21 protein-coding genes and 1 tRNA gene are annotated in these 19,275 nt (G+C 61.5%); 17 read left to right on the top strand and 5 right to left on the bottom strand.

The annotated features are described in order from the left end of the window. From dusA to AC13GI_RS09135, 4 genes are all read left to right on the top strand, one after another. Positions 1 to 1,032, top strand: coding sequence for a tRNA dihydrouridine(20/20a) synthase DusA (gene dusA / locus AC13GI_RS09150; RefSeq protein WP_482996091.1), 1,032 nt, complete (start codon positions 1 to 3; stop codon positions 1,030 to 1,032). A gap of 212 nt (positions 1,033 to 1,244) precedes the next feature. Continuing rightward, complete coding sequence (locus AC13GI_RS09145; RefSeq protein ID WP_482996090.1) at positions 1,245 to 1,613, top strand: PepSY domain-containing protein; 369 nt, start codon at positions 1,245 to 1,247, stop codon at positions 1,611 to 1,613. 72 nt (positions 1,614 to 1,685) lie between these two features. After that, positions 1,686 to 2,369: a response regulator transcription factor gene (locus tag AC13GI_RS09140; RefSeq protein ID WP_004136763.1), complete on the top strand. Its 684-nt coding sequence runs from the start codon at positions 1,686 to 1,688 to the stop codon at positions 2,367 to 2,369. Positions 2,370 to 2,391: 22 nt separating this feature from the next. Then, positions 2,392 to 3,816: an ATP-binding protein gene (locus AC13GI_RS09135; protein ID WP_099819615.1), complete on the top strand. Its 1,425-nt coding sequence runs from the start codon at positions 2,392 to 2,394 to the stop codon at positions 3,814 to 3,816. A 36-nt stretch (positions 3,817 to 3,852) separates the two neighbouring features. Here AC13GI_RS09135 and AC13GI_RS09130 read toward each other — a convergent pair whose 3' ends face one another. Then, entirely contained in the window at positions 3,853 to 4,644 is a 792-nt protein-coding gene (locus tag AC13GI_RS09130; protein WP_482996089.1) for a M90 family metallopeptidase, read from the bottom strand. After that, positions 4,611 to 4,892 (bottom strand): hypothetical protein, encoded by a 282-nt coding sequence (locus tag AC13GI_RS09125; RefSeq protein ID WP_482996088.1) that lies wholly within the window; start codon positions 4,890 to 4,892, stop codon positions 4,611 to 4,613. The genes AC13GI_RS09130 and AC13GI_RS09125 overlap by 34 nt, the downstream gene beginning before the upstream one ends. Before the next feature lie 143 nt (positions 4,893 to 5,035). Between AC13GI_RS09125 and birA the strand changes: the two genes are divergently transcribed. From birA to AC13GI_RS09090, 7 genes are all read left to right on the top strand, one after another. Then, the gene (gene birA, locus AC13GI_RS09120; protein WP_089242004.1) at positions 5,036 to 6,001 is read left to right on the top strand and encodes a bifunctional biotin--[acetyl-CoA-carboxylase] ligase/biotin operon repressor BirA; all 966 of its coding nucleotides are present in this window, start codon (positions 5,036 to 5,038) and stop codon (positions 5,999 to 6,001) included. Next, positions 5,998 to 6,729 carry a type III pantothenate kinase gene (locus AC13GI_RS09115; RefSeq protein WP_089241444.1) on the top strand — a complete coding sequence of 244 codons (732 nt, stop codon included), beginning with the start codon at positions 5,998 to 6,000 and terminating at the stop codon, positions 6,727 to 6,729. The genes birA and AC13GI_RS09115 overlap by 4 nt, the downstream gene beginning before the upstream one ends. Before the next feature lie 9 nt (positions 6,730 to 6,738). Beyond that, positions 6,739 to 7,572 (top strand): SPOR domain-containing protein, encoded by an 834-nt coding sequence (locus tag AC13GI_RS09110; protein ID WP_482996087.1) that lies wholly within the window; start codon positions 6,739 to 6,741, stop codon positions 7,570 to 7,572. Between the two features lie 41 nt (positions 7,573 to 7,613). Next, positions 7,614 to 7,689 (top strand) — tRNA-Thr (locus AC13GI_RS09105). Positions 7,690 to 7,862: 173 nt separating this feature from the next. Then, entirely contained in the window at positions 7,863 to 9,083 is a 1,221-nt protein-coding gene (locus AC13GI_RS09100) for a tyrosine-type recombinase/integrase (protein WP_482996086.1), read from the top strand. Between the two features lie 365 nt (positions 9,084 to 9,448). Then, positions 9,449 to 10,894, top strand: coding sequence for an ATP-binding protein (locus tag AC13GI_RS09095; protein ID WP_235650936.1), 1,446 nt, complete (start codon positions 9,449 to 9,451; stop codon positions 10,892 to 10,894). 188 nt (positions 10,895 to 11,082) lie between these two features. Continuing rightward, complete coding sequence (locus AC13GI_RS09090) at positions 11,083 to 11,811, top strand: hypothetical protein (protein WP_482996085.1); 729 nt, start codon at positions 11,083 to 11,085, stop codon at positions 11,809 to 11,811. A 173-nt stretch (positions 11,812 to 11,984) separates the two neighbouring features. Here the strand turns inward: AC13GI_RS09090 and AC13GI_RS09085 are convergent, their stop codons facing one another. Then, the gene (locus tag AC13GI_RS09085) at positions 11,985 to 12,422 is read right to left on the bottom strand and encodes a hypothetical protein (protein WP_482996084.1); all 438 of its coding nucleotides are present in this window, start codon (positions 12,420 to 12,422) and stop codon (positions 11,985 to 11,987) included. A gap of 337 nt (positions 12,423 to 12,759) precedes the next feature. Between AC13GI_RS09085 and AC13GI_RS09080 the strand changes: the two genes are divergently transcribed. Together AC13GI_RS09080 and AC13GI_RS09075 are read left to right on the top strand one after the other, a co-directional pair. Beyond that, positions 12,760 to 13,383 carry an H-NS family nucleoid-associated regulatory protein gene (locus tag AC13GI_RS09080; protein ID WP_482996130.1) on the top strand — a complete coding sequence of 208 codons (624 nt, stop codon included), beginning with the start codon at positions 12,760 to 12,762 and terminating at the stop codon, positions 13,381 to 13,383. Positions 13,384 to 14,063: 680 nt separating this feature from the next. After that, positions 14,064 to 14,432: a JAB domain-containing protein gene (locus tag AC13GI_RS09075; protein WP_482996083.1), complete on the top strand. Its 369-nt coding sequence runs from the start codon at positions 14,064 to 14,066 to the stop codon at positions 14,430 to 14,432. A gap of 77 nt (positions 14,433 to 14,509) precedes the next feature. On the opposite strand, the gene AC13GI_RS09070 is transcribed toward AC13GI_RS09075, so the two are convergent. After that, the gene (locus AC13GI_RS09070; protein WP_253143772.1) at positions 14,510 to 14,797 is read right to left on the bottom strand and encodes a hypothetical protein; all 288 of its coding nucleotides are present in this window, start codon (positions 14,795 to 14,797) and stop codon (positions 14,510 to 14,512) included. 288 nt (positions 14,798 to 15,085) lie between these two features. Here AC13GI_RS09070 and AC13GI_RS09065 point away from each other — a divergent pair, with 288 nt between their 5' ends. The 4 genes from AC13GI_RS09065 to AC13GI_RS09050 all read left to right on the top strand — a co-directional run bounded on the left by AC13GI_RS09065 (position 15,086) and on the right by AC13GI_RS09050 (position 18,343). Continuing rightward, the gene (locus AC13GI_RS09065; protein WP_338713129.1) at positions 15,086 to 15,430 is read left to right on the top strand and encodes a hypothetical protein; all 345 of its coding nucleotides are present in this window, start codon (positions 15,086 to 15,088) and stop codon (positions 15,428 to 15,430) included. An 806-nt stretch (positions 15,431 to 16,236) separates the two neighbouring features. Then, positions 16,237 to 16,545 (top strand): hypothetical protein, encoded by a 309-nt coding sequence (locus AC13GI_RS09060; RefSeq protein ID WP_482996082.1) that lies wholly within the window; start codon positions 16,237 to 16,239, stop codon positions 16,543 to 16,545. Between the two features lie 2 nt (positions 16,546 to 16,547). Beyond that, complete coding sequence (locus AC13GI_RS09055) at positions 16,548 to 16,889, top strand: hypothetical protein (RefSeq protein WP_482996081.1); 342 nt, start codon at positions 16,548 to 16,550, stop codon at positions 16,887 to 16,889. Further along, entirely contained in the window at positions 16,886 to 18,343 is a 1,458-nt protein-coding gene (locus AC13GI_RS09050; protein WP_482996080.1) for a YfjI family protein, read from the top strand. Before AC13GI_RS09055 ends, AC13GI_RS09050 begins: the two co-directional genes overlap by 4 nt. A gap of 127 nt (positions 18,344 to 18,470) precedes the next feature. On the opposite strand, the gene AC13GI_RS09045 is transcribed toward AC13GI_RS09050, so the two are convergent. Beyond that, positions 18,471 to 19,193 carry a MobA/MobL family protein gene (locus AC13GI_RS09045; protein WP_482996079.1) on the bottom strand — a complete coding sequence of 241 codons (723 nt, stop codon included), beginning with the start codon at positions 19,191 to 19,193 and terminating at the stop codon, positions 18,471 to 18,473. Positions 19,194 to 19,275 lie beyond the last annotated feature (82 nt).

Raw genomic sequence — 19,275 nt, 5'->3', positions numbered from 1 at the left:
ATGCCAGTCTCCACGATCAACCGCCCGATGACGTCCGCCACCGCCCGTTACGCTGATTCCCTGCGTCTGTCCGTCGCCCCGATGATGGACTGGACCGACCGCCATTGCCGGGTGTTCCACCGCCTGCTGGCACCGGGTGTGCGGCTGTACACCGAAATGGTGCACGCCAATGCGGTCATCCATGGCGATCGCCAGCGCCTGCTCGGTTTCGATGCCAGCGAACAACCGCTGGCACTGCAGCTCGGTGGCAGCGATCCGGCCCTGCTGGCGCAGGCCGCGCGCATCGCCGCCGATTGGGGCTACGACGAGGTCAACCTCAACTGCGGCTGCCCGTCCGATCGCGTGCAGGCCGGGCGTTTCGGCGCCTGCCTGATGCGCGAGCCGGTGCTGGTGGCCGAATGCGTATCGGCCATGGTCGAGGCGGTTGACCTCCCGGTGACGGTGAAATGCCGCCTGGGCGTGGATGAGGACGACAACTACGACGTATTCGCCAGCTTCGTCGACCGCCAGGTTGAGGCCGGCGCCGCGATGGTGGTGGTGCACGCCCGCAATGCCTGGCTGAAGGGCCTGTCGCCGAAGGAGAACCGCGAGGTTCCGCCGTTGAAGTACGACTGGGCCTACCGGTTGAAGCAGGAGCGCCCGGCACTGCCGGTGGTGCTCAATGGCGGCTTGGCCAGCATCGAGGCTGTGCAGGCGCAGGCCGCGCACGTCGATGGCGTGATGCTCGGCCGCGCGGCCTACCACGACCCCTACCTGCTGCATCAGCTGGAGGCCCTGCATACCGGCGCGCCGCTGCGACCGCGCGGCGAACTGCTGCGCGCCCTGCGTCCGTACATCGACGCCCGCCTGGGCGAAGGCCTGGCCCTGAAGCACATCACCCGCCACATCCTCGGCCTGTTCCATGGCCAGCCCGGTGGCCGCGCATTCCGCCAGGTGCTGAGCGAGGGCGCCCATCGCCCCGGCGCCGACTGGACGCTGATCGAGCAGGCACTGTCGGTCACCGAACGCGAAGCCGACCGCGCCGCTGCGTGACGTCAGTCACATTCCTGACTTGACAAGGACGGTCGTTTCGTCCCGAATGTTCACTTAGCTGAACAACGGACCGGAGCATCCGGAAAAGTTCAGACCGGATTCACCGCCCGAAACCAAGAATTTGCAAAAGATTTGTAAAACGCCGGGTTCCATTCCGGTGCCCGGATTTACGACTTTTGAACGAATCGCCGTGCTCGGCTAGGATCGCATCGATGTCTTCCGCTCCCTTCCACCGCTGTTTTGCCCTGGCCACGTTCGTGGTCCTGGCGGCTGCCCCGCTGTCTTCGGCGTTGGCGCAGGACCCGCAGCGGGAACAGGGGCGCGCTGAAATGATGGAGCGCGGTGGCCGTGGCTCCAGCAACGAGCGTTCGCTGTCCGATGCCGTGCGCCGCGTGCAGCGCACCACCGGCGGCCACATTCTGGGCGCCGAGCGGGTGCCGTTCGATGGTCGTGACATCAACCGGGTCAAATACATGGACGACCGCGGTCGGGTCCGCTACATGGATGACCCCGCCCCGGCACGTTCACAGCCGCGCACGCCGCGGTCGGATATGTCATCACTACGCGGCGATAACCCCTGAACAGGGATAGTTGTCGCTATCAACCCGTACCCACAGGCCTCCGGGCCGCACCCAGCACACTAGGGAGAGTTCATGCGTATCCTTCTGGTCGAAGACGAAGCCCCGCTGCGTGAGACCCTGGCAGCCCGGCTCAAGCGCGAAGGTTTTGCCGTCGATGCAGCGCAGGACGGCGAAGAAGGCCTGTACATGGGCCGCGAAGTCCCGTTCGACGTCGGCATCATCGACCTTGGCCTGCCCAAGATGTCGGGCATGGAGCTGATCAAGGCCCTGCGCGACGAAGGCAAGAAGTTTCCGGTGCTGATCCTGACCGCGCGTTCGAGCTGGCAGGACAAGGTCGAGGGCCTGAAGCAGGGCGCCGACGATTACCTGGTCAAGCCGTTCCATGTGGAAGAGCTGCTGGCCCGCGTCAACGCGCTGCTGCGCCGCGCCGCCGGCTGGAGCAAGCCGACCCTGGAATGCGGCCCGGTCGCCCTGGATCTGGCGGCGCAGACCGTCAGCGTGGCCGGCAGCAACGTCGACCTCACCAGCTACGAGTACAAGGTGCTGGAGTACCTGATGATGCATGCCGGTGAACTGGTCTCCAAGGCCGACCTCACCGAGCACATCTACCAGCAGGACTTCGACCGCGACTCGAACGTGCTGGAAGTGTTCATCGGCCGCCTGCGCAAGAAGCTGGACCCGGATGGCGAACTGAAGCCGATCGAGACCGTGCGCGGTCGTGGCTACCGTTTCGCGATTCCGCGCAACGAGGGCTGAGGCCTTCAGCAGGCGATAAACGATGTCCGGCCGTCTGTGGTTCTTCCGACGCTGGCGGCCGCGCTCTCTGCAGGCGCGCCAGATGTTCGCCGCGTCCGTGGGTCTGGTCGCGTTCCTGGCCTTGGCCGGTTACGCGCTCGATGCCGCCTTCGCCGACACGGCGAAGGCGAACCTGCGTGAGCGCCTGAAGAACTACGCTACCGCCTATGCGGCCGGCATCGACTTCACCCGCGACCGCTCGCTGTACATCCGCGAGCAGCCGCCGGATCCGCGTTTCGACGTGCCCGGCAGCGGCCTCTACCTGCAGGTGGTGATGCCTGACGGCAAGGGCAATTCCATGTCCGCCGAAGGCCCGATGCTGCCCACCGTCGGCGGCGGCCTGCTGGCCCCGCGCCAGGAAGTGTTTGAAGGCCCGCTGCCGATGATCCAGATCGACGGCAGCCAGGGCTCGGTGTACCGCTATGGCCTGGGCCTGGTGTGGGATGCCGACGCCGACCCGGCCACCGAATTCCCGTACACCATCTACGTGATGGAAGACTCGCGCGCGCTGGGTGCGCAGCTGCGCGTGTTCCGCAGCCGGGTCTGGTTCTACCTGGGCGGCATCGGCCTGATCCTGCTGCTGCTGCAGACGGTCATCCTGCAGTGGAGCCTGCGTCCGTTGCGGCGGGTGATCACCGAGCTGACCAAGGTCCAGCGCGGCGAGACCGAGCGCATGAGCGAGCGCCACCCGCGCGAGCTGGAGCCGTTGACCGACAGCATCAATGCCTTCATCGAGGGCGAGCGTGAGAATCTCGAACGCCAACGCAACACCCTGGCCGACCTGGCGCACAGCCTGAAGACGCCGATCGCGGTGCTACGCACGCAGATGGACAGCGGTGCCGGTGATGGCGCGCTGCGCGAAGAACTGGACGTGCAGCTGCAGCGCATGAACAACCTGGTGTCCTACCAGCTGGCACGCGCGGCTTCGTCGGGCCACAAGCTGTTCTCGGCACCGCTGCCGATCGAATCCAACGCCGAGGAAATCGTGCGCGGCCTGGAGAAGGTCTATGCGTCGAAGGGCGTGCTGTGCGAATTCGACATCGACCCGGCCGCGCGTTTCCACGGCGAACCGGGCGATCTGCAGGAGCTGCTCGGCAATCTGCTGGAAAACGCGTTCAAGTGGGCCAAGCGCCGCGTGCTGCTGACCGCGCAGCCGCTGCCCGCGCCGAATGCGCGTCGCGCCGGCCTGCTGCTGGCAGTGGATGACGATGGCCCGGGCATCGCCCCGGAAGACATCGGCAAGGTGCTGCAGCGTGGCGTGCGCGGCGATGAGCGCGTACAGGGCCACGGCATCGGCCTGTCGATCGTGCAGGACCTGATCAAGGATTACCGCGGCGAGCTGCAGGTGTCCCGTTCCAGTGAACTGGGTGGCGCCCGTTTCGAAGTGCAGCTGCCGCCGGGGCCGTAAGCCTCCGCAATCGGTACTGCCCGCCACTGGCCGGCACTACCGTATTTCGATCTTCGGCGGCTCGCCGTAGAACCGCTTGAGATGCGCAGCCACTTCCGGCAACGCTTCCGCCAGCAGATCCGGCGCAGAGAAGTGGTACTCGCTGGCCACCGCAAAAAACTCTTCCGGTGCTTCCGCCGCGTAGGGATCGATCAGCGTTTCCACGCCTGCATCCACCTGCGCACAGAACGCGTCGTACGATTTCTGGAAGTCCGCAGCCCACTCGCGTTGCCATGCACGCGGCAACGGCGGCGTGCCGTCCATCGCACCGTCCAGCCCATCCAGCTTGTGCACCATCTCATGCACGGCCACGCAGTAGCCCTCATGCGGTGCCGCCAGGTCGGCCTGCACATCGGCCCACGACAGAATCAACGGGCCGCTGTCCCACGACTCGCCGATCAGCTCGTCATCCCACTCGTGCAGTACCCCGGCGGCATCCATGTGGCTGCGATGCACGCGGAACGCATCGGGGTAGACGATCAGCTGCGACCAGCCTTCCAGCCCCACTTCGCCGAACTCCAGCAGTGGCAGGCAGCACAGTGCGGCCAGCAGCACGCCATCGGCCGGCTGCAGCTGCAGGTCGCCGATCGGTGAGATGGTCTTCTCATGCAGGAAGCGCGTGGTCAGCGCGCGCAGGCGTGTACGCCGTTCGTCGTCCAGGCCGCGTAACCATGCTGCGCGGTGGCAGGCATCGTTCCAGTGTGCGTCTTCGATCGGCCGCAGCGCGGGCCGCAGCCACTGCAGCAACGACTTGATCAGCGGAACATACCCGGCAGGTAGCTGTGCCACTTCGGCGCGCGGATGCGCTGCAGTACATCGTCGTCACCGCCACCGCCACCGCCACTGCTGGTGGTAGCTGCAGGGCGTACCGGTGCCGGCTTGGCGGCAGCTGCGGCAGGCGCAGTGGTCGGAGTGCGCTGCGAGGCCGCATCGCCTGCCGAATAGACGCAGGCGCCACGGCTGTCATCAAGCGCTGCTGTGGCAGACGCCGCGAAGGGCATCGTCAGCAGGATCAGGCAATGGGCATAACGGCGCATTGACGACATCCACGTTAAGGGAGGGTGAGCTCTCGATTCTAGCCCGAACCCGGCGCCAGATTGGAAGCCCGCCGGAACCGGGCCTGGCGGGCGTCGCTGGCGGCTTTCCCGCATAATTCCGTTCTGACCTTGTGGAAGCTGCCGTGGACGATCGCCAACTGCTGGCCAAACTCGCTGCCGGTCGCCTGTCCGGCGACGCCCTGGCCCGTGAGCTGGGCCAGACCCGGGCCGCCATTTGGAAGCGTATTCAAGGGCTTAGGGCCGCCGGTGTCGAGGTGGAAGGGCGCGCAGGCGAGGGCTACGGGTTGACCCGGCCGGTCGATCTGCTGGAGGCCAAGACCATCCGCGCCGGCCTGCCCAAGGACGCCGCCGCGCTGCTGCACGACCTGCAGGTGGCCTGGACGGTGGACTCCACCAACGCCGAATTGCTGCGCTGCAGCGCGCCCCAGCGCGGTGTCAGCGTCCTGCTGGCCGAGCGCCAGACCGGTGGCCGTGGCCGTCGTGGCCGCACCTGGGCCTCGCCGTTGGCCGCGCATGTGTATCTGTCGGTGCTGCGTCTGTTCGAGGGTGGGCTGGGCCGACTGGCCGGCCTGAGCCTGGTCGCTGGTGTCGCCGTGGCCGAAGCGCTGCACGACCTGGGCTACGCGCAGGCACAGCTGAAATGGCCAAACGACGTGCTGGTGGATGGCCGCAAGCTGGTCGGCCTGCTGGCCGAGGGCGGTGGCGAGTACGCCGGGCCGGCGCGCGCCGTGATCGGTATCGGCATCAACGTGCACATGCCGCCGGCCTTCGCCGAGCAGATCACCCAGCCCTGGGTGGACCTGGACACGCTGGCCGGTGCATCCGTGGATCGCAACACGGTGGTGGCCGCGGTGCTGGCACGCCTGCTGCCGGCGCTGGAAGAGTTCGACCGCGAAGGGCTGGCGCCGTTCCTGCCGCGCTATGCAGCGTTCGACATGCTGGCCGGTCGCGAAGTGCGCGTGCAGCTGGATGGACAGTGGCAGCACGGTACCGCGCTCGGCCTGGCCGACGATGGCGCGCTGCGCGTTGACATCGATGGCCGCGAGCGCCTGCTGCATGCCGGCGAAGTCAGTGTGAGAAAAGCATGAGCGACTGGTTGTTCGACCTGGGCAATTCGCGTTTCAAGTTTGCCCCCTTGCATGGCGACCGCGCCGGCGACGTACAGGCCTGGGCGCATGGCGCCGAAGGCATGGCCGGACAACCGCCGCACAGCCTGCCCAGTGGTGAAACCGCGTTTGTCGCCAGCGTCGCCGCGCCGTCGCTGACCAGCGCCATGCTGGATCAGCTGCAGCGCCGCTTTGAGCACGTGCATGTGGTGCGCACCAGCGCCCAGTGTGCAGGCGTACGCATTGCCTACGCCAAGCCGGAAAAATTCGGTGTCGACCGTTTCCTGGCCCTGCTTGCCGCCGCCAAGGCGCAACGGCCGGTGCTGGTGGTCGGTGTCGGCACCGCCCTGACCATCGACCTGCTGGATGCCGATGGACAACATCACGGCGGACGCATTTCCGCCTCGCCGACCACCATGCGCGAGGCATTGCACGCGCGCGCGGTGCAGCTGCCGGCCAGCGGTGGTGACTACAGCGAATTCGCCAACGACACCGCTGATGCGTTGGCGTCGGGATGCGATGGTGCCGCCGTTGCATTGGTCGAACGCAGTGCCCGCCAGGCGCAGGCGCTGCTGGGCGTGATGCCGTCGCTGCTGGTGCATGGCGGTGGCGCGCCCGCGCTGATGCCGCTGCTGGACGGCGCCGACTACCACCCGTCGCTGGTGCTGGATGGCCTCGCCCGCTGGGCGGTGCACCAGCCCGCAGGCTAGTATCGGCGCATGCTGACCCGTGCCCTGATCGTCGTGCTGGCGATCCTCAATCTTGGTGTCGCCACCTGGTGGCTGCTGCGCGATGAGCCGGCGCGTGCGCCGTTGCCGCCGCCCCTGACCGGCGTGGCCGAACTGCGCTGGCTGCCCGGCGGGACCGATGTGGCCGTGGCCGCGCAGGCCTCGGCAGCGGCACCCACGGAAGCATTGGTGGAGCGTGAGGCCGCGCCGGCTACTGCAGTGGCCGCTGCGCCTGCGCCGGCAGCGGCGACTCCCCCAGCTTCCAGCAAACCCGCCGAAGCGGTGAAGTCGCCCGAGCCGGTCGCCGCCATCGCCAAGCCAGCGCCCGAACCGGTGGCCGAGAAGCCCGCAGCCCCGGCGGTACCGCCGCGCTGCCTGGCGCTGGGCCCGTTCGCCGACCGCGCCGCTGCCACCGCCGCACAGGGCCGTGCGGGCAACCTGCTGAGCCAAGTACGCCTGCGCGAGCAGCCCGCCGCCAGCGGCAGTGCCCGTTATCGCGTGCTGCTGCCCGCCGCCGCCACCCGCGATGACGCGCAGGCCACGGTCAAGCGCATCGTTGCCGCCGGCCTCAGCGACTACTACATCATCAGCCAGGGCGAAGAGACCAACGCCATTGCGCTGGGCCAGTACCGCAACCGCGAAGGCGCCGAACGGCGCATGGCTGCGGTGCAGGCCGCCGGCTTCCAGCCGCGTCTGGTCGCCAGTGGTGATGCCGGCCAATGGTGGCTGGAAGGGCAGCTGGCCGGCGCCGCACAGCCTGCGCAGGTGCAGCAGCGCAGCGGCGCCGCCCGGCAACAGTCGCTGGAATGCGCGCGACTGCGCTAGAATTCCCAAACCACGGCGCTGCCGTCGGCGTTACACCCCGTGCCGCTTTAGCTCAGTTGGTAGAGCAACTGTCTTGTAAACAGTAGGTCATCCGTTCGATTCGGATAAGCGGCACCATCTTCCGATCCACTGGCATCCGTAGATGTCCACGGTGCACAATCAACCCGCTGAAATAGCGGGTTTTTTTGTGCTTTTTTGTCCTCGGTCGTCCATGAGCATCCGCCCGCATAGGGGGTGCAATTGGGGGTACATGGGGGACTAAGCTAGATCGATAGGAGGATGTACCCCCAATGGCCCATAAGTCGTTGACGGATATGGCTGCAAGGAACGCAAAGGGCAAGGAAAAGCCCTACAAGCTTGCAGCGGGAGCAGGGCTCTACCTGCAGGTCATGCCCAATGGAAATCGCTACTGGCGGATGAAGTATCGCCATGCGGGCAAGGAGAAGTTGCTTTCCATTGGGGTCTACCCGGAGGTGACCCTGAAGGAGGCGTGTGACAAGCGCGACGCCGCGCGCGCGCAGCTGCGAGACGGCAAGGATCCGTCCGAGGAGAAGCAGCTGGGCAAGCTGAAGGCCCAGTTGTCCGCAGATGGTCGCTTCGGAGCCGTGGCCCTTGAGTGGCTGGAGACAAGAGGTGACCTGGCAGAAAGCACGCGGTCCAAGGCCAAGTGGATGCTTGAGACATACGCATTCCCATGGCTAGGGAAGCGAGCAATCGAAGACATCAGCACCGCAGAGGTTCTGTCAGTTCTGCGCCGGCTTGAAGCCCAGGACAAGGTTGAGTCGACCCAACGATTGCGCCAGATCTGTGGCCAAGTATTTCGATATGCAGTTGCCACCGGGCGGTTAGATAGGGACCCTACTGCAGCACTGCGAGGGGCCTTGAAGACCGCAAAGAACCGTCACTATGCCTCGATCACGGACCCAGTGAAGATCGGAGAGCTACTGCGGGCGATTGACGGATACACGGGGCAGCTCACGACCCTGTGCGCCCTCAAGTTCGCGCCGTTAGTGTTCACCCGTCCAGGAGAATTGAGGAAGGCGGAGTGGTCCGAGATCGACTTCGAGGATGGCCAATGGTGTATCCCTGCAGAAAAGATGAAGATGGGTCTCGCGCACATCGTCCCTCTATCAAGGCAGGCCTTGGCGGTCCTCCGTGAGCTCCACCCAGTGACCAGCAAGAGCCGTTATATCTTTCCTTCAGTGCGCAGCTTGCGGGATCCCATGAGCGAGAACACTGTCAACGCGGCACTGCGTAGGCTGGGCTACGGGACCGACGACATGACAGGGCATGGCTTCCGGAGCATGGCTTCAACTCTCTTGCATGAGATGGGATGGACTTCTGATGCAATTGAGCGGCAATTGGCTCATGCGGAGCGGAACCCAATCAAAGCAGCCTACAACCGCGCTGAGCATCTTCCAGAACGACGTCGGATGATGCAGGCATGGGCTGACTACTTGGACAAGCTGAAGACTGGAGCGAAGCAGCCGCAGCTGCTGGCAGTTGCGTAAGCACGACGACTCGCAGGTAATCGCTAGCTACCAAGTCCCGAGGTGTTTTGCCGCCGCTTTCGCGGCGGCTCTTCCGGTCCGGACGTCTGCTTTCGGCCAACAGCGGACAAATCAAACTTCGTAGGTCGGTAGCGCCGGCCTGGCGTCTTCGATCTCGAATCACCCCAGCCACAAATTACCGAGGCTGCTGGGCCACCCCGTCCTCGCGCTTTCAGTATGAGAACATCGGCCCTGCGCGTTTCTTAGCACTGGGAGAACTCGCTCACCCAAATCGCTATGCGCCGACGCGTCCGCCAGCCGGTTGCAGCACCGCCCTGCTTTCCAGCATCATCCGGTCGTCCATTTAAGGAGGGAACGGTATGCGGTTGAGCGACATCGACTGGGGTGCTGACAGCGCCGAGAACGACCCGCACCTGCTCCAGTACTTCTACGACTCGACTGCATTCCGGCGCATTAGCAACAGGCAGAAGCAGCTCGTGATCGGCCGAAAGGGCGCCGGCAAGAGCGCGCTGCGCTCGCGCCTCAAGACGTACTTCGAGGAGCAGCCCAATACCTTCGTCATTTCCGTCGCGCCCCAGTACACGACTATTCGAAGCATCCTCAACGAGGGTGACCTGCAGCATGCCTTCGGGCAAGAGATCTTCTTCCAGCACACGTGGCTGCGGCAGATTCTAACCGATTGTCTGGCAGCGGTCGGCCATGATGCAAAGGGGAAATACGCAGCAGACAGCGTGGCGTTCGCGCGCGATGTGGCGAAGCAGCTTAACCGCACGTCACTGGACATGCTAGAAAACATCACCGAGATCCTGAGACGCACGAAAGCCAAGGTTGGCGAACTCGGCGAGTTCGGGCTAAACCTTGAAAAAGAGCTACGCAATATCGCCGATGTTGATGCGCTTGAGCATCATGTGCTCGAACTCGCAGCCAGTGGCGCGCAGTTCGTAGTAATGTTCGATGATCTGGATCAGGGCTGGGATAACTCGACCGCCTCGAACCAGCTGCTGCTGGGCCTGCTGCGTGCGGCGACAATTCTAAATGGAAAGAGCGCCAGGATCTTTCCCGTGATTTTCCTCCGTGAGGATGTCTATGCTCTACTGATGGGCATCACGCAACACGCGGACAAGTATCGAAACATCGAGTTAATTCGCTGGGAACGCGAGCAACTCATCCAAGTCCTAAGTTCGCGCATTCAGTTCAATCGAGCTGCACACGCGGCAGAGCCCGTAAATGACCTATTCGGAAGTGTTTTTCCGGAAACCGTCGCTACATCCAATACGGTTAATTGGTTGGTGGAGCGCACGCTTAATCGACCGCGAGAACTGCTGCAGTTGGCTCGTGCTTACACCGAAAGCGTTGACGCGCCGGAGCCAAGTGACATCGCGTTGAAGACTGCGGAAAGCGGCTATTCGGCGTGGAAGCTCACGGACCTATGTAGCGAATTCTCCAATCAGTATCCGGGCTTGCAGGCTTTTTTCTCCGCCTGGCGCTCGCATTTTCCTCGCCAGGCCTATCATCTTCGCCGCTCTGATCTGGACGAAATTGTCGTCACTCTCCTTGCCACATCGCAGATCAACGAGCCTTGGTTCAACGCAATCGTTGAGGCAACTGATGTGTATAAGATGATTGGCATCCTGTATGAAACGGGCCTTATTGGCGACTACGTTGCGGGCGGCGCCGGTGGGGGTGCACGTGTCCATTACTCGTTTCAGGAAAATCATCATCCTCGCTTCGACGAGGTACAGATTCATCCTTGTTTCCGACGTGCACTGGATACCGCAGAGCGGATCAAGAGGAAGAGCCGGGCGGCCTAGCAAGTCGCGCCCTTGGTGCAAGCGCACCCGTTGGAGTCCGCTTCGGGTCGCTTAGCACCTCGTGGCCAGAAGTGGAAACAGCACTGGGAATCGTAGAACTTCTACTGCATCCGCCACCGAACGCCACGTCATCCGCTGCTGTCGTTACGATTGGTCTACCATAAATAGCGACCTACTTGAGAATCTTCATGCCTACAATGGACAAAGATGAGGCATCTACTTTACGGGCAAGGGCGATCGAAATTCTTGAGCAGACCTTGCAAGCTAGTTATGTCGAAGTAAAGAGCGCTAGTGAACTCGAAGCGGATATCGCTGCCGAGGCAGAGTCTCTTACTGGCTTTCTACATGACAGTGATTCAAGAACATTTTGCATCTTGGCAGCATCGTTCTTGGAAGATGTGTTTCGGCGCTCTCTAATCAACTATTGGGCTATATCAAGTAAGTCGCAAAAAGACTACTTCGGGCCTAATGGGCCGCTATCCACGTTTTCACAAAGAATCCTAGTCGCTGTTGGGCTTGGATGGATTTCGCAAGAACAGGCTTTGAACGCGACACGCCTGAGAAAAATTAGAAATGAGTTCGCACACAACCATTTGATCCACAGCCTCGCGGATCAACGCTTGTCCAAGCTAGCTGGGAGTTTGCATCCATACGAACGTGTTTGGGTAAAGATTCCAGAATATGCGACCGCTTTCGGTGTTTTGACTCTGGAGAACACTCTGCGCATGCGTTTCTATTGCAATACCTTCCATATAGCCGGGGGTGTTCTTGCTAGAGCAAAACTACTGCAAAGTGGGATTCCTGCAAATTTCCGATCAGGCCGCGGTTTCGACAATCTCACTGAGATTGAGCAGCGGTTTGGGGACTACATGATCCGTTTTTGCTTCACCACCGCGGGCGTTCCTTTCAGAGGCTGATTCTCCTTGAGTCCACGAAGCCCTTTAGTCCGCTTCGGGTCGAAGGCGGACGTTACCGCCGGGCCAGCCGCCAGGTCGTCCAAATGTCCGCTTCCGGCCAAGAGCGGAACTCTCCGATTAGGGACTGTCAACCAAATCCCAGGGAACTACCCTCGGTCTGCCTAGCGCTAATCTTAAAATCCGCCGTGCCTAGGCGCGTAGATTACGAAGTTCTCAATCATTCCCTCAAGCTTTGATACAAAAATGCCATCTGACCATGTTGACTGATCGTAAGATTGGCCATTGACAGACTTGTAGTTCTTTCCGTCATCGTCGGTGAAATGTTCTTCAAATTCGATGCGGCCAGAATCAGTATTTGTGTGAGCGGCGATTGACCGATGGCCACCATCTGCATACTTCAGCTCCAGCCAGACGTGCTGATCATTGGCAGAGTGCGTAACGTTCATTCCGCGCTCCTTAAGTTTCGCGGCGTACTCCTCAAGGATCGGCGCAAGTCGCGCAGAGGCCTCCCTAAAATATTCCGAATTCCGACCGTTAGCTTCCTTGCGACTTTGCTCAGCCTGCTTTTGCTTAACAATTTCACTGTCAATCTTCGAGAAGAAATCTGACATGAACCCTCCAATTTGGTCCAGTTGTTGATCAGTAGAGTCTCCGCGCCGGCTTTTGAGAAGTGAGGCCGGGCAGCGAGTGATGGTAAATCCTCCACGAACCGTAGGGCAAATGTGCCGAATGCGGTGATCGGACGCCCGCCCGGCGCGGCGCACGGCCATTGGGGAGCGGCCGAGCAGCGCCTGCTATAGACCTTCTCGCTTAGATTGGTCAGGTCTAGCAACGAGTGGTAGCTCACACCGTTGGGATTCGGGGTGGCCGAAGCCCCGACTTCCCAGTAGAGCGTATGCTCGCGGGCTTGTATCCCAATTCCGAAGCACGGTTGCCACCGTGCTCGCGATGCTGGAGCTGGCTGTCGCAATTGGCTTTATCGTATCGGCAGATATACGCTTGAACCCCTTCCCTTGGATTAGGCCTGTGGCTCTGACGACTCTTAAATCACTCGACGCTGAGATCAAACAGCTCGAAGCACAGAAGAAGCTTGTTGAGAAGCGTGACAGCGAGGTGCCACAGGCACTTGCTGTTCTCCAGAAGTACTCTAAAGTCTTCACGGCCGCTCAGCGACGCCAGCTCGTGAAGCTCGTAGGAAGTGATGGCGATGCCGACGCAGGTGCACCAGCGCGCGTCGCGAAGCCTTCCAAGTCATCCGTCAAGGGGCGCTCGCTAGGCAAGGTTGCCCCGAAGTATCGCTTGCCTACCGGCGAGACTTGGACGGGTAGAGGGTTGACGCCGAAGGTCTTCAGTGCTTGGGCTAAGTCCGCTGAAGGCAAGGCCTGGATCGCTGCGAACGTCGGCGAGAAGTATCCTGCCGCCAATTCAGTCAAGCCGACGGCTAAGGTCGGCAAGGCCGTGCTCAAGAAGGCAAGCAAGGTCGGCCCCAAGAGTAAGGGGGCGAGTGCTCCGGCCAAAAAGGGCGCCAAGAAGATCGTTCGAAGGCCTGTTCGCAAGGCAAAGTCCGCCTGATCTGCAAGCGAGTCTTCTGATCTACTGGAATCAAAGAAATTTCAAACCTGTACTACTACGTTGAGGACGCTACCGAGAGTCCTTGCGGATAGGGCTCCGCTGGCAGCCCTAGGAAAGTACACGTGATGACGAACAGCAAGATCGAGTTGATCTACTGCGTGATGGTGGTCGCCACAGCAGTATTGGCGGGAGTGGTGAAGTGCACCGCCCCAAGCAACTGCATCAACTGCAGCTTCATGGATCCCTGATCCCTATTGGCGGCATACAGAACGCACAAGGCCCGGCTAGTCCGGGCCTTGTGCGTTTCTGCTGTCAACTAAAAAGGAAACGAAGATGGTTAACTCATTTGAAGGCCTAGCCCAGCGCATACGAGGCCTCTGGTTGGCAACCTCAAGCCGGAGGCTTGGGCGCTGCGACACCCCGACAACTGCCGATCGAGGAGGTGGAAGTGGAAAAGTAAAGATCCCGCGTAGGCCTCTGTCAAAGAGCGTCACTCGTGCGGCCATTGCCAGTCTCAGCAAGGCAGGAGGTCGATCATGATGCGAACCCACGCTCGAGTAGATCCACTAGACCGTAGCCAATGCGCTGCGATGGAGGCGGCCTCGCAGCTTCGAGATGACAGGGCGATCGCTCGAGCACTACGAATACTGCAGCGCCGAGCTTGTAAGCCAGGGCAAGCTATGAGTGACGTCGCCACCTGTGGTGCATTCTTCCGCCTTCGACTAGCTCACGAGACGCGGGAGCACTTTGAGGTGGCGTTTCTCGACGCACAGCACCGGCTTCTGGCGGTGGAACGGCTGTTCTCAGGAACAATCGATGGTGCCAACGTGTATCCAAGGATTGTGCTTCAACGAGCATTGGCCCTGAACTCAGGGGCTGTGATCCTGGCCCACAATCACCCCAGCGGGAACCCTGATCCTTCCGCGGCGGACAGAGCGATTACGGCCCGCCTCAAAGAGGCTCTGGGCATGGTCGATGTAAGGCTGCTGGATCACTTCGTTGTGACGGCAGACCAGGCGCTATCGTTGGCCGCGCGGGGAATGCTCTAACGAAGCGGCCGCCGCTTCATTGATACCTGCCAAGAAAAACTTGGTGCGGTGGACCCGCAGTAAGCGTGGCCCGGCTGTTAGAGGGCGGGCCCGGAGGTCTCAATTTTGTCTATGAACTCCTGGCGCCTATCGGGGGGTAGCTTGGCCAAAGAAGCAAGTGCCATAGCTAGCTCTGCCTGCTGCTTCTCGCCGAGTGTTCCCAGGCACAAGATCGCATCAGCCATCGCTGAGCTGCCTGCAACAAGGTAGGCGGGTGGGACCTCAAGGGCAGCTGCCAGCACGAAAAGCGAATCAAGGCTGACGGCCATTGATTCGCTTTCATATCGGCTTACACGTGCCGACGCTGTGTCCTTATCCAGCCCCATGCGAACTCCAACTTCACGTTGACTAAGCCCCCGTAAAGCACGGGCTTGTCGCAAGCGTGCAGCAACCACGCCGCGAGGAACGGTCGTATGGCTGTTCATGAACGGTTGGAGGGCTTCGGCCGCATGCCAACAGGATGACGCCACTTCTACGCACGGGGTAGACTCTACGTGGCGCGTAAGTTTTCTGCAACCTCAAGGCCAATCAAATGACCGTTCGCAGCGGGTGACGTGTCGCTAGCAGCGGGAATCAGTCAAACGGGCAATTCAATTAACAAGGAGCAACACACCATGGGCGTCATCCTCTACAACGTTCTGATGACCCTCTTCCTGGTCCCTTTGACCATCAGGGCGTACCTGAGCCTCAAGAAAAATCGGCTCCCGTTGCCACACTTCCAGAACAACGTGGTGGTCAACCGGGTCAAGCTACGCAAGGCAATCGGCATTTGGTCGCCGATTCTCTTCTGGGCCTTCCACGTCGGCTGGTTGATGTTCAACTGGTCTATCGACGCATGGATCGGGGTCCTGGCGACGAGCGCCTACATGGTCTCCAGTGCCATGCTCTCCAGCCAGATCAAGGCTAAGCAGATCGGGGTCATCCCCGAGCAAGCCGCTAGTGGCAAGGACCCAGCCTGATGGGCTTTGAGCGACTAGCAAATGGCTGGTTGCTTCGCATGTCTTGAACAGAAATGAAAAAAAAACGATAGATGAGCAGCGAGCGTCCTGGGTAAGGGATCGAGCTTCGGAGTTGTGGGCTCGGGCTAGTGCACTGGACGCAAATCCAGATGGCTGCTGGTGGGATCGCGCCCGTCGGCGACGGGTAGCCGATAGGCTGATCAGAGAGGCGGTCTACTACGAGCGACTCGCGTATCAACTTGATGGGCTAATGATCAGTGACGATTGGCTGCCGTTCTAGCTCATGGCTTGAAGCGAGATAGAGACTGGCAGGGGGCGTTGCGCCCCCTGCTAGGACTCAAATCCGTTTTCCTTTGATTCCTGTGCCAAGCAGCCGTTCATTGCACGCTTCGAACGTCATCCGTCTCAAGCCTTGCAAGATTGGGGGGGGGAAGTCGGGCTGTGATGGAGTAGAGCGCGTAGCTAACGATCACGCGGTCAGGCCCTCGCGCGATAGTTCTTCCTAGCTGGCAGCCCTGGCCGGAACCGACAACCTTCGCGACGGATCGAACTTGCCCGGGGGAGGACGAGACTGAAAGCCCACCGCTCTGGTTTCACGGCGAGATCTTCGCGTCGGCAGTGATCTGACGACCCTAAAGAGGTTGGCGACGCTACCCGCTCACGCCGGAACGGGTCCAAAACCGAAACCTTGAATTTTTGTACATTCCGTTCGTGACCGCCAACGGATCAAATGCATCTCGACAGGCGCACGGCCTGTCGGGAATCCGGCCGGACTCCTTCCCATCTACATACGAAGGTTTCCAAAAATGAACACGATCCAGATGCGTTCGGCGCAGATCCCGAACTATGGCGCTGCTTTGCCTGCTGACGCTGCATCGGCTTACATGCCCGAAAGCCTGCGGGACCGTCCGGCCCTGAGCTTCAAGGAACTGCTCCGGGTGATCCCGGTCGGCCGCAGCAAGGCCTATGTACTGATGAAGGAGGATCCGTCCTTTCCCAAAGGCGTTCCCCTGTACGACGGAGAGAACTCGCCCAAGTTCTATTGGACCCACGAGGCTATCGCCTGGCTGCAGGGCCGCGCAGCCAAGTCCGGCGCCAGCAAGGGAGGGGTGTGAGCATGAACACCCTCGCTGACACCCCGGCCGGCATCAATAGCCCCCTCGACCGCCTACAGCATGCCTTGGCTCAGGATCTGAACCTGGGCAAGAGCAAGCTGGAGACGGACTTCCGTGAAGCCTACCCGGTGCTGGAGCAGCACCTGATTCAGCGTATGCGCAAGCGGCTGGTGATGGAGCGCTTCAATGCTGCTTACAGCTACAAACTGACCCAAGCCCAGTTCCGCAAGATGTTGAATGCGGAGCGGGTGCGCCGGAAGGAAACCGGCGATGTCGTTATCTGCACTGGCTGCGGGCGGCCCCTCCATGAGCAGGCTGCCACCGAGCAGGGAGAAGTCGAATGATCACCTCCTTCGGACGGGTCGCGCCCCGGTATCCCTTGAACGCCTTCCTGGTGGTGGCGCGCGATGCTGGTAACGAGATATCCCGCAATGTCCAGGCACCAGAGGCGTTGATCGGCATGAGCTTGATCCACGCCATTTCCATGGCATGCCAGGGACTGATCGACGTCAAGCTGCCCACGGGGCAGGTCAGGCCCGTGTCCCAGAACCTGCTGATCATCGCCGAATCGGGCGAGCGCAAATCGACGGTGTCCTCGCTGCTGTTTGCGCCGTTCCGCGATGCGGATACAGAAGCAATGGCATCTCACAAGGAAAAGAAGGAAACGTATCAGGCTGAGCTGGGCGCTTGGGAGGCGAAGAACAAAGGCCTGCGTAGCGCTGTTGCGCGAGCGGTCAGTCGTGGCCAGGATAGCGACGAGCTGGAAGCTCGACTACTGGAGCACGGTCGCTGCAGGCCGATCGAACCACGACTGCGCTACTTCATGCGCCAGGAGATCACCGGTAAAGCAATCACCGAAGCGCTGGTGGGCGACGGGGAGTCGATTGCGATCAGTACTGACGAGGGCCATGTCCTGTTTCGAAGCGAAGCGATGTCGCATTTGGGCCTGTTGAACCGGCTGTGGGACTCGCCCGGCGTGCTCATGCGCGATCGTGCCGACGAAAATCTGCTGGCCATGAATCCGCGCGTGTCGGTCAGCATCATGACCCAGCACGAACCGCTCAAGGCATTCTTGGACCGGAAGGGTTCAGTCGCCAAAGGCAGCGGCCATTGGGCGCGTTACCTGGTGGGCAGGCCGCAATCGAACATGGGCTTCCGTCAGGTAAACGGAGAGGAGCCGACCTGGGAGCACCTGCCGGTGTTCCAGCAACGGATCCGTGTGCTGCTGGATCGATACCGAACAATGATCGAATCGGGATCGCTCCAACGCGAACTGATCGAGTTCAGTCTGGACGCGAAGTGTCGTTGGGTGGAGCTGGCGCAGGAGACCGAGAGCCTCTTGCGTCAGGGCGAGTACCTGAGCGACATCAACGACTTTGCTGCCAAGGTGATGGAGATCCTGGCGCGGCTGGCGGCGGCGATGCATTACTTTGCGGAAGAAACCGGCCCGATCTCAGTTGATACCCTCAATCGAGCCTTCGAGATCGTGAAGTGGCACGAGAGCGAGTACAAGTACCTGTTCTCGCCCGAAACCGCAGCGCCTCAGGACCTGGTCGATGCCCGGGCCGTCGCTCACTACCTCAAGGCGCGGGTCTGGCGCGGTACATACTCTGATACTTGGGTTCCACGGAATGACGTCCTGCGTAAGGGCCCTGTCCGGAAGCGGGACCGCCTGACGGCCGCCTTGGACCTGCTCCAGATACGTGGGGCGATACGCATAGGGACGGGGTATAGGGATCGGAAGTGCCATCTGCAGTTGATCAACTACTTCTTCAACCAGCATCAGATGTCGCTCTAGGACGGGGTAGAGTTCGGGGGAGGCGAGGACACTCGTCCTCCCCGCCCTCTACATAGGCCAATTTTTCTCTCTGCAGTCAGGCCAAGACCTGAGCGATTCTGCGACAAAATCGCAGAATCGCTACTGTTCAATTGGGGCCGGCATCATGGCCAGCCCGGTACGCCACGTACTGGGCCTTCTCCCCATCGGCCATCTCCTTGACCAACAGCGGACCCAGGTGGCGTTCTGCTCGCCGGTCCAGTCCCTGGTCCCGAAGCCTGCGGTGGTCCACTCTGGTGCTGTGCCCGCACTCAGCCAGCATCTCATTCTGGATGTCGGCTACCAGCTTACGCCTGGCCGTTACCTCCTGCCTCAGCTCCATGGGGCTCTTCCCCCCGCTGTCCTTTCTGCAGCCCCCCTCAGCTGGACGGGCCGGGTTGTACCGCGAAAAGGTGCGAACTGGGGAGCGTTCGATTCCATCCGGAACGCGGTCCGAACACATCAGGTGCACATGCGGGTTCTCGATGCCGCCTAGAGCACCTGCTAGCGCGTGGATTGCGTACTGGTACGGTTTGGTTCCGGCCAGCCGTCGAGCAAGGCGCTCTGCCAGCTCGATCAACTGGGGTTGGGTCAGTTCGCTGGGCAGTGCGATCTCATGCTCGCGATAGGCCGCGCCGTTAGCGCGCTCATGGCGATCAGCCGTGCTCCAGAACGCTTTGGGGTCGTCCTGGGCCCAAGTCGGTAGGTTGCCATGACTGGCGTGGACCAGGTCCTGCCGCTCGCTGTACGACCCTTGTCGCAGGATGTACCCGCCATGTCTGCGAGCGGTGCCCTTCTTGCCGCTTTTGATGCTGTAGTGGAAGCTTGCCATCGGTGTATCACCCTTTCTCTATGCGTAAATGGAAAAGGCCGACAAGATTGCTCTTGTCGGCCTGTGTGAAGTGCAGTGGTTC

The sequence above is a fragment of the Stenotrophomonas sp. 82F1 genome (genome assembly GCF_056861525.1).
The sequence above is the reverse complement of the archived record's forward strand: the minus strand, read 5'-3'. Positions and strand labels throughout refer to the sequence as shown.

Coding starts and splice junctions, on each gene's coding strand:
- dusA (WP_482996091.1), top strand. CDS start 1: ATGCCAGTCTCCACGATCAACCGCCCGATGACGTCCGCCACCGCCCGT.
- AC13GI_RS09145 (WP_482996090.1), top strand. CDS start 1,245: ATGTCTTCCGCTCCCTTCCACCGCTGTTTTGCCCTGGCCACGTTCGTG.
- AC13GI_RS09140 (WP_004136763.1), top strand. CDS start 1,686: ATGCGTATCCTTCTGGTCGAAGACGAAGCCCCGCTGCGTGAGACCCTG.
- AC13GI_RS09135 (WP_099819615.1), top strand. CDS start 2,392: ATGTCCGGCCGTCTGTGGTTCTTCCGACGCTGGCGGCCGCGCTCTCTG.
- AC13GI_RS09125 (WP_482996088.1), bottom strand. CDS start 4,892: ATGCGCCGTTATGCCCATTGCCTGATCCTGCTGACGATGCCCTTCGCG.
- AC13GI_RS09115 (WP_089241444.1), top strand. CDS start 5,998: ATGAGCGACTGGTTGTTCGACCTGGGCAATTCGCGTTTCAAGTTTGCC.
- AC13GI_RS09110 (WP_482996087.1), top strand. CDS start 6,739: ATGCTGACCCGTGCCCTGATCGTCGTGCTGGCGATCCTCAATCTTGGT.
- AC13GI_RS09100 (WP_482996086.1), top strand. CDS start 7,863: ATGGCCCATAAGTCGTTGACGGATATGGCTGCAAGGAACGCAAAGGGC.
- AC13GI_RS09090 (WP_482996085.1), top strand. CDS start 11,083: ATGCCTACAATGGACAAAGATGAGGCATCTACTTTACGGGCAAGGGCG.
- AC13GI_RS09085 (WP_482996084.1), bottom strand. CDS start 12,422: ATGTCAGATTTCTTCTCGAAGATTGACAGTGAAATTGTTAAGCAAAAG.
- AC13GI_RS09080 (WP_482996130.1), top strand. CDS start 12,760: ATGCTGGAGCTGGCTGTCGCAATTGGCTTTATCGTATCGGCAGATATA.
- AC13GI_RS09075 (WP_482996083.1), top strand. CDS start 14,064: ATGAGTGACGTCGCCACCTGTGGTGCATTCTTCCGCCTTCGACTAGCT.
- AC13GI_RS09070 (WP_253143772.1), bottom strand. CDS start 14,797: ATGGGGCTGGATAAGGACACAGCGTCGGCACGTGTAAGCCGATATGAA.
- AC13GI_RS09065 (WP_338713129.1), top strand. CDS start 15,086: ATGGGCGTCATCCTCTACAACGTTCTGATGACCCTCTTCCTGGTCCCT.
- AC13GI_RS09060 (WP_482996082.1), top strand. CDS start 16,237: ATGAACACGATCCAGATGCGTTCGGCGCAGATCCCGAACTATGGCGCT.
- AC13GI_RS09055 (WP_482996081.1), top strand. CDS start 16,548: ATGAACACCCTCGCTGACACCCCGGCCGGCATCAATAGCCCCCTCGAC.
- AC13GI_RS09050 (WP_482996080.1), top strand. CDS start 16,886: ATGATCACCTCCTTCGGACGGGTCGCGCCCCGGTATCCCTTGAACGCC.
- AC13GI_RS09045 (WP_482996079.1), bottom strand. CDS start 19,193: ATGGCAAGCTTCCACTACAGCATCAAAAGCGGCAAGAAGGGCACCGCT.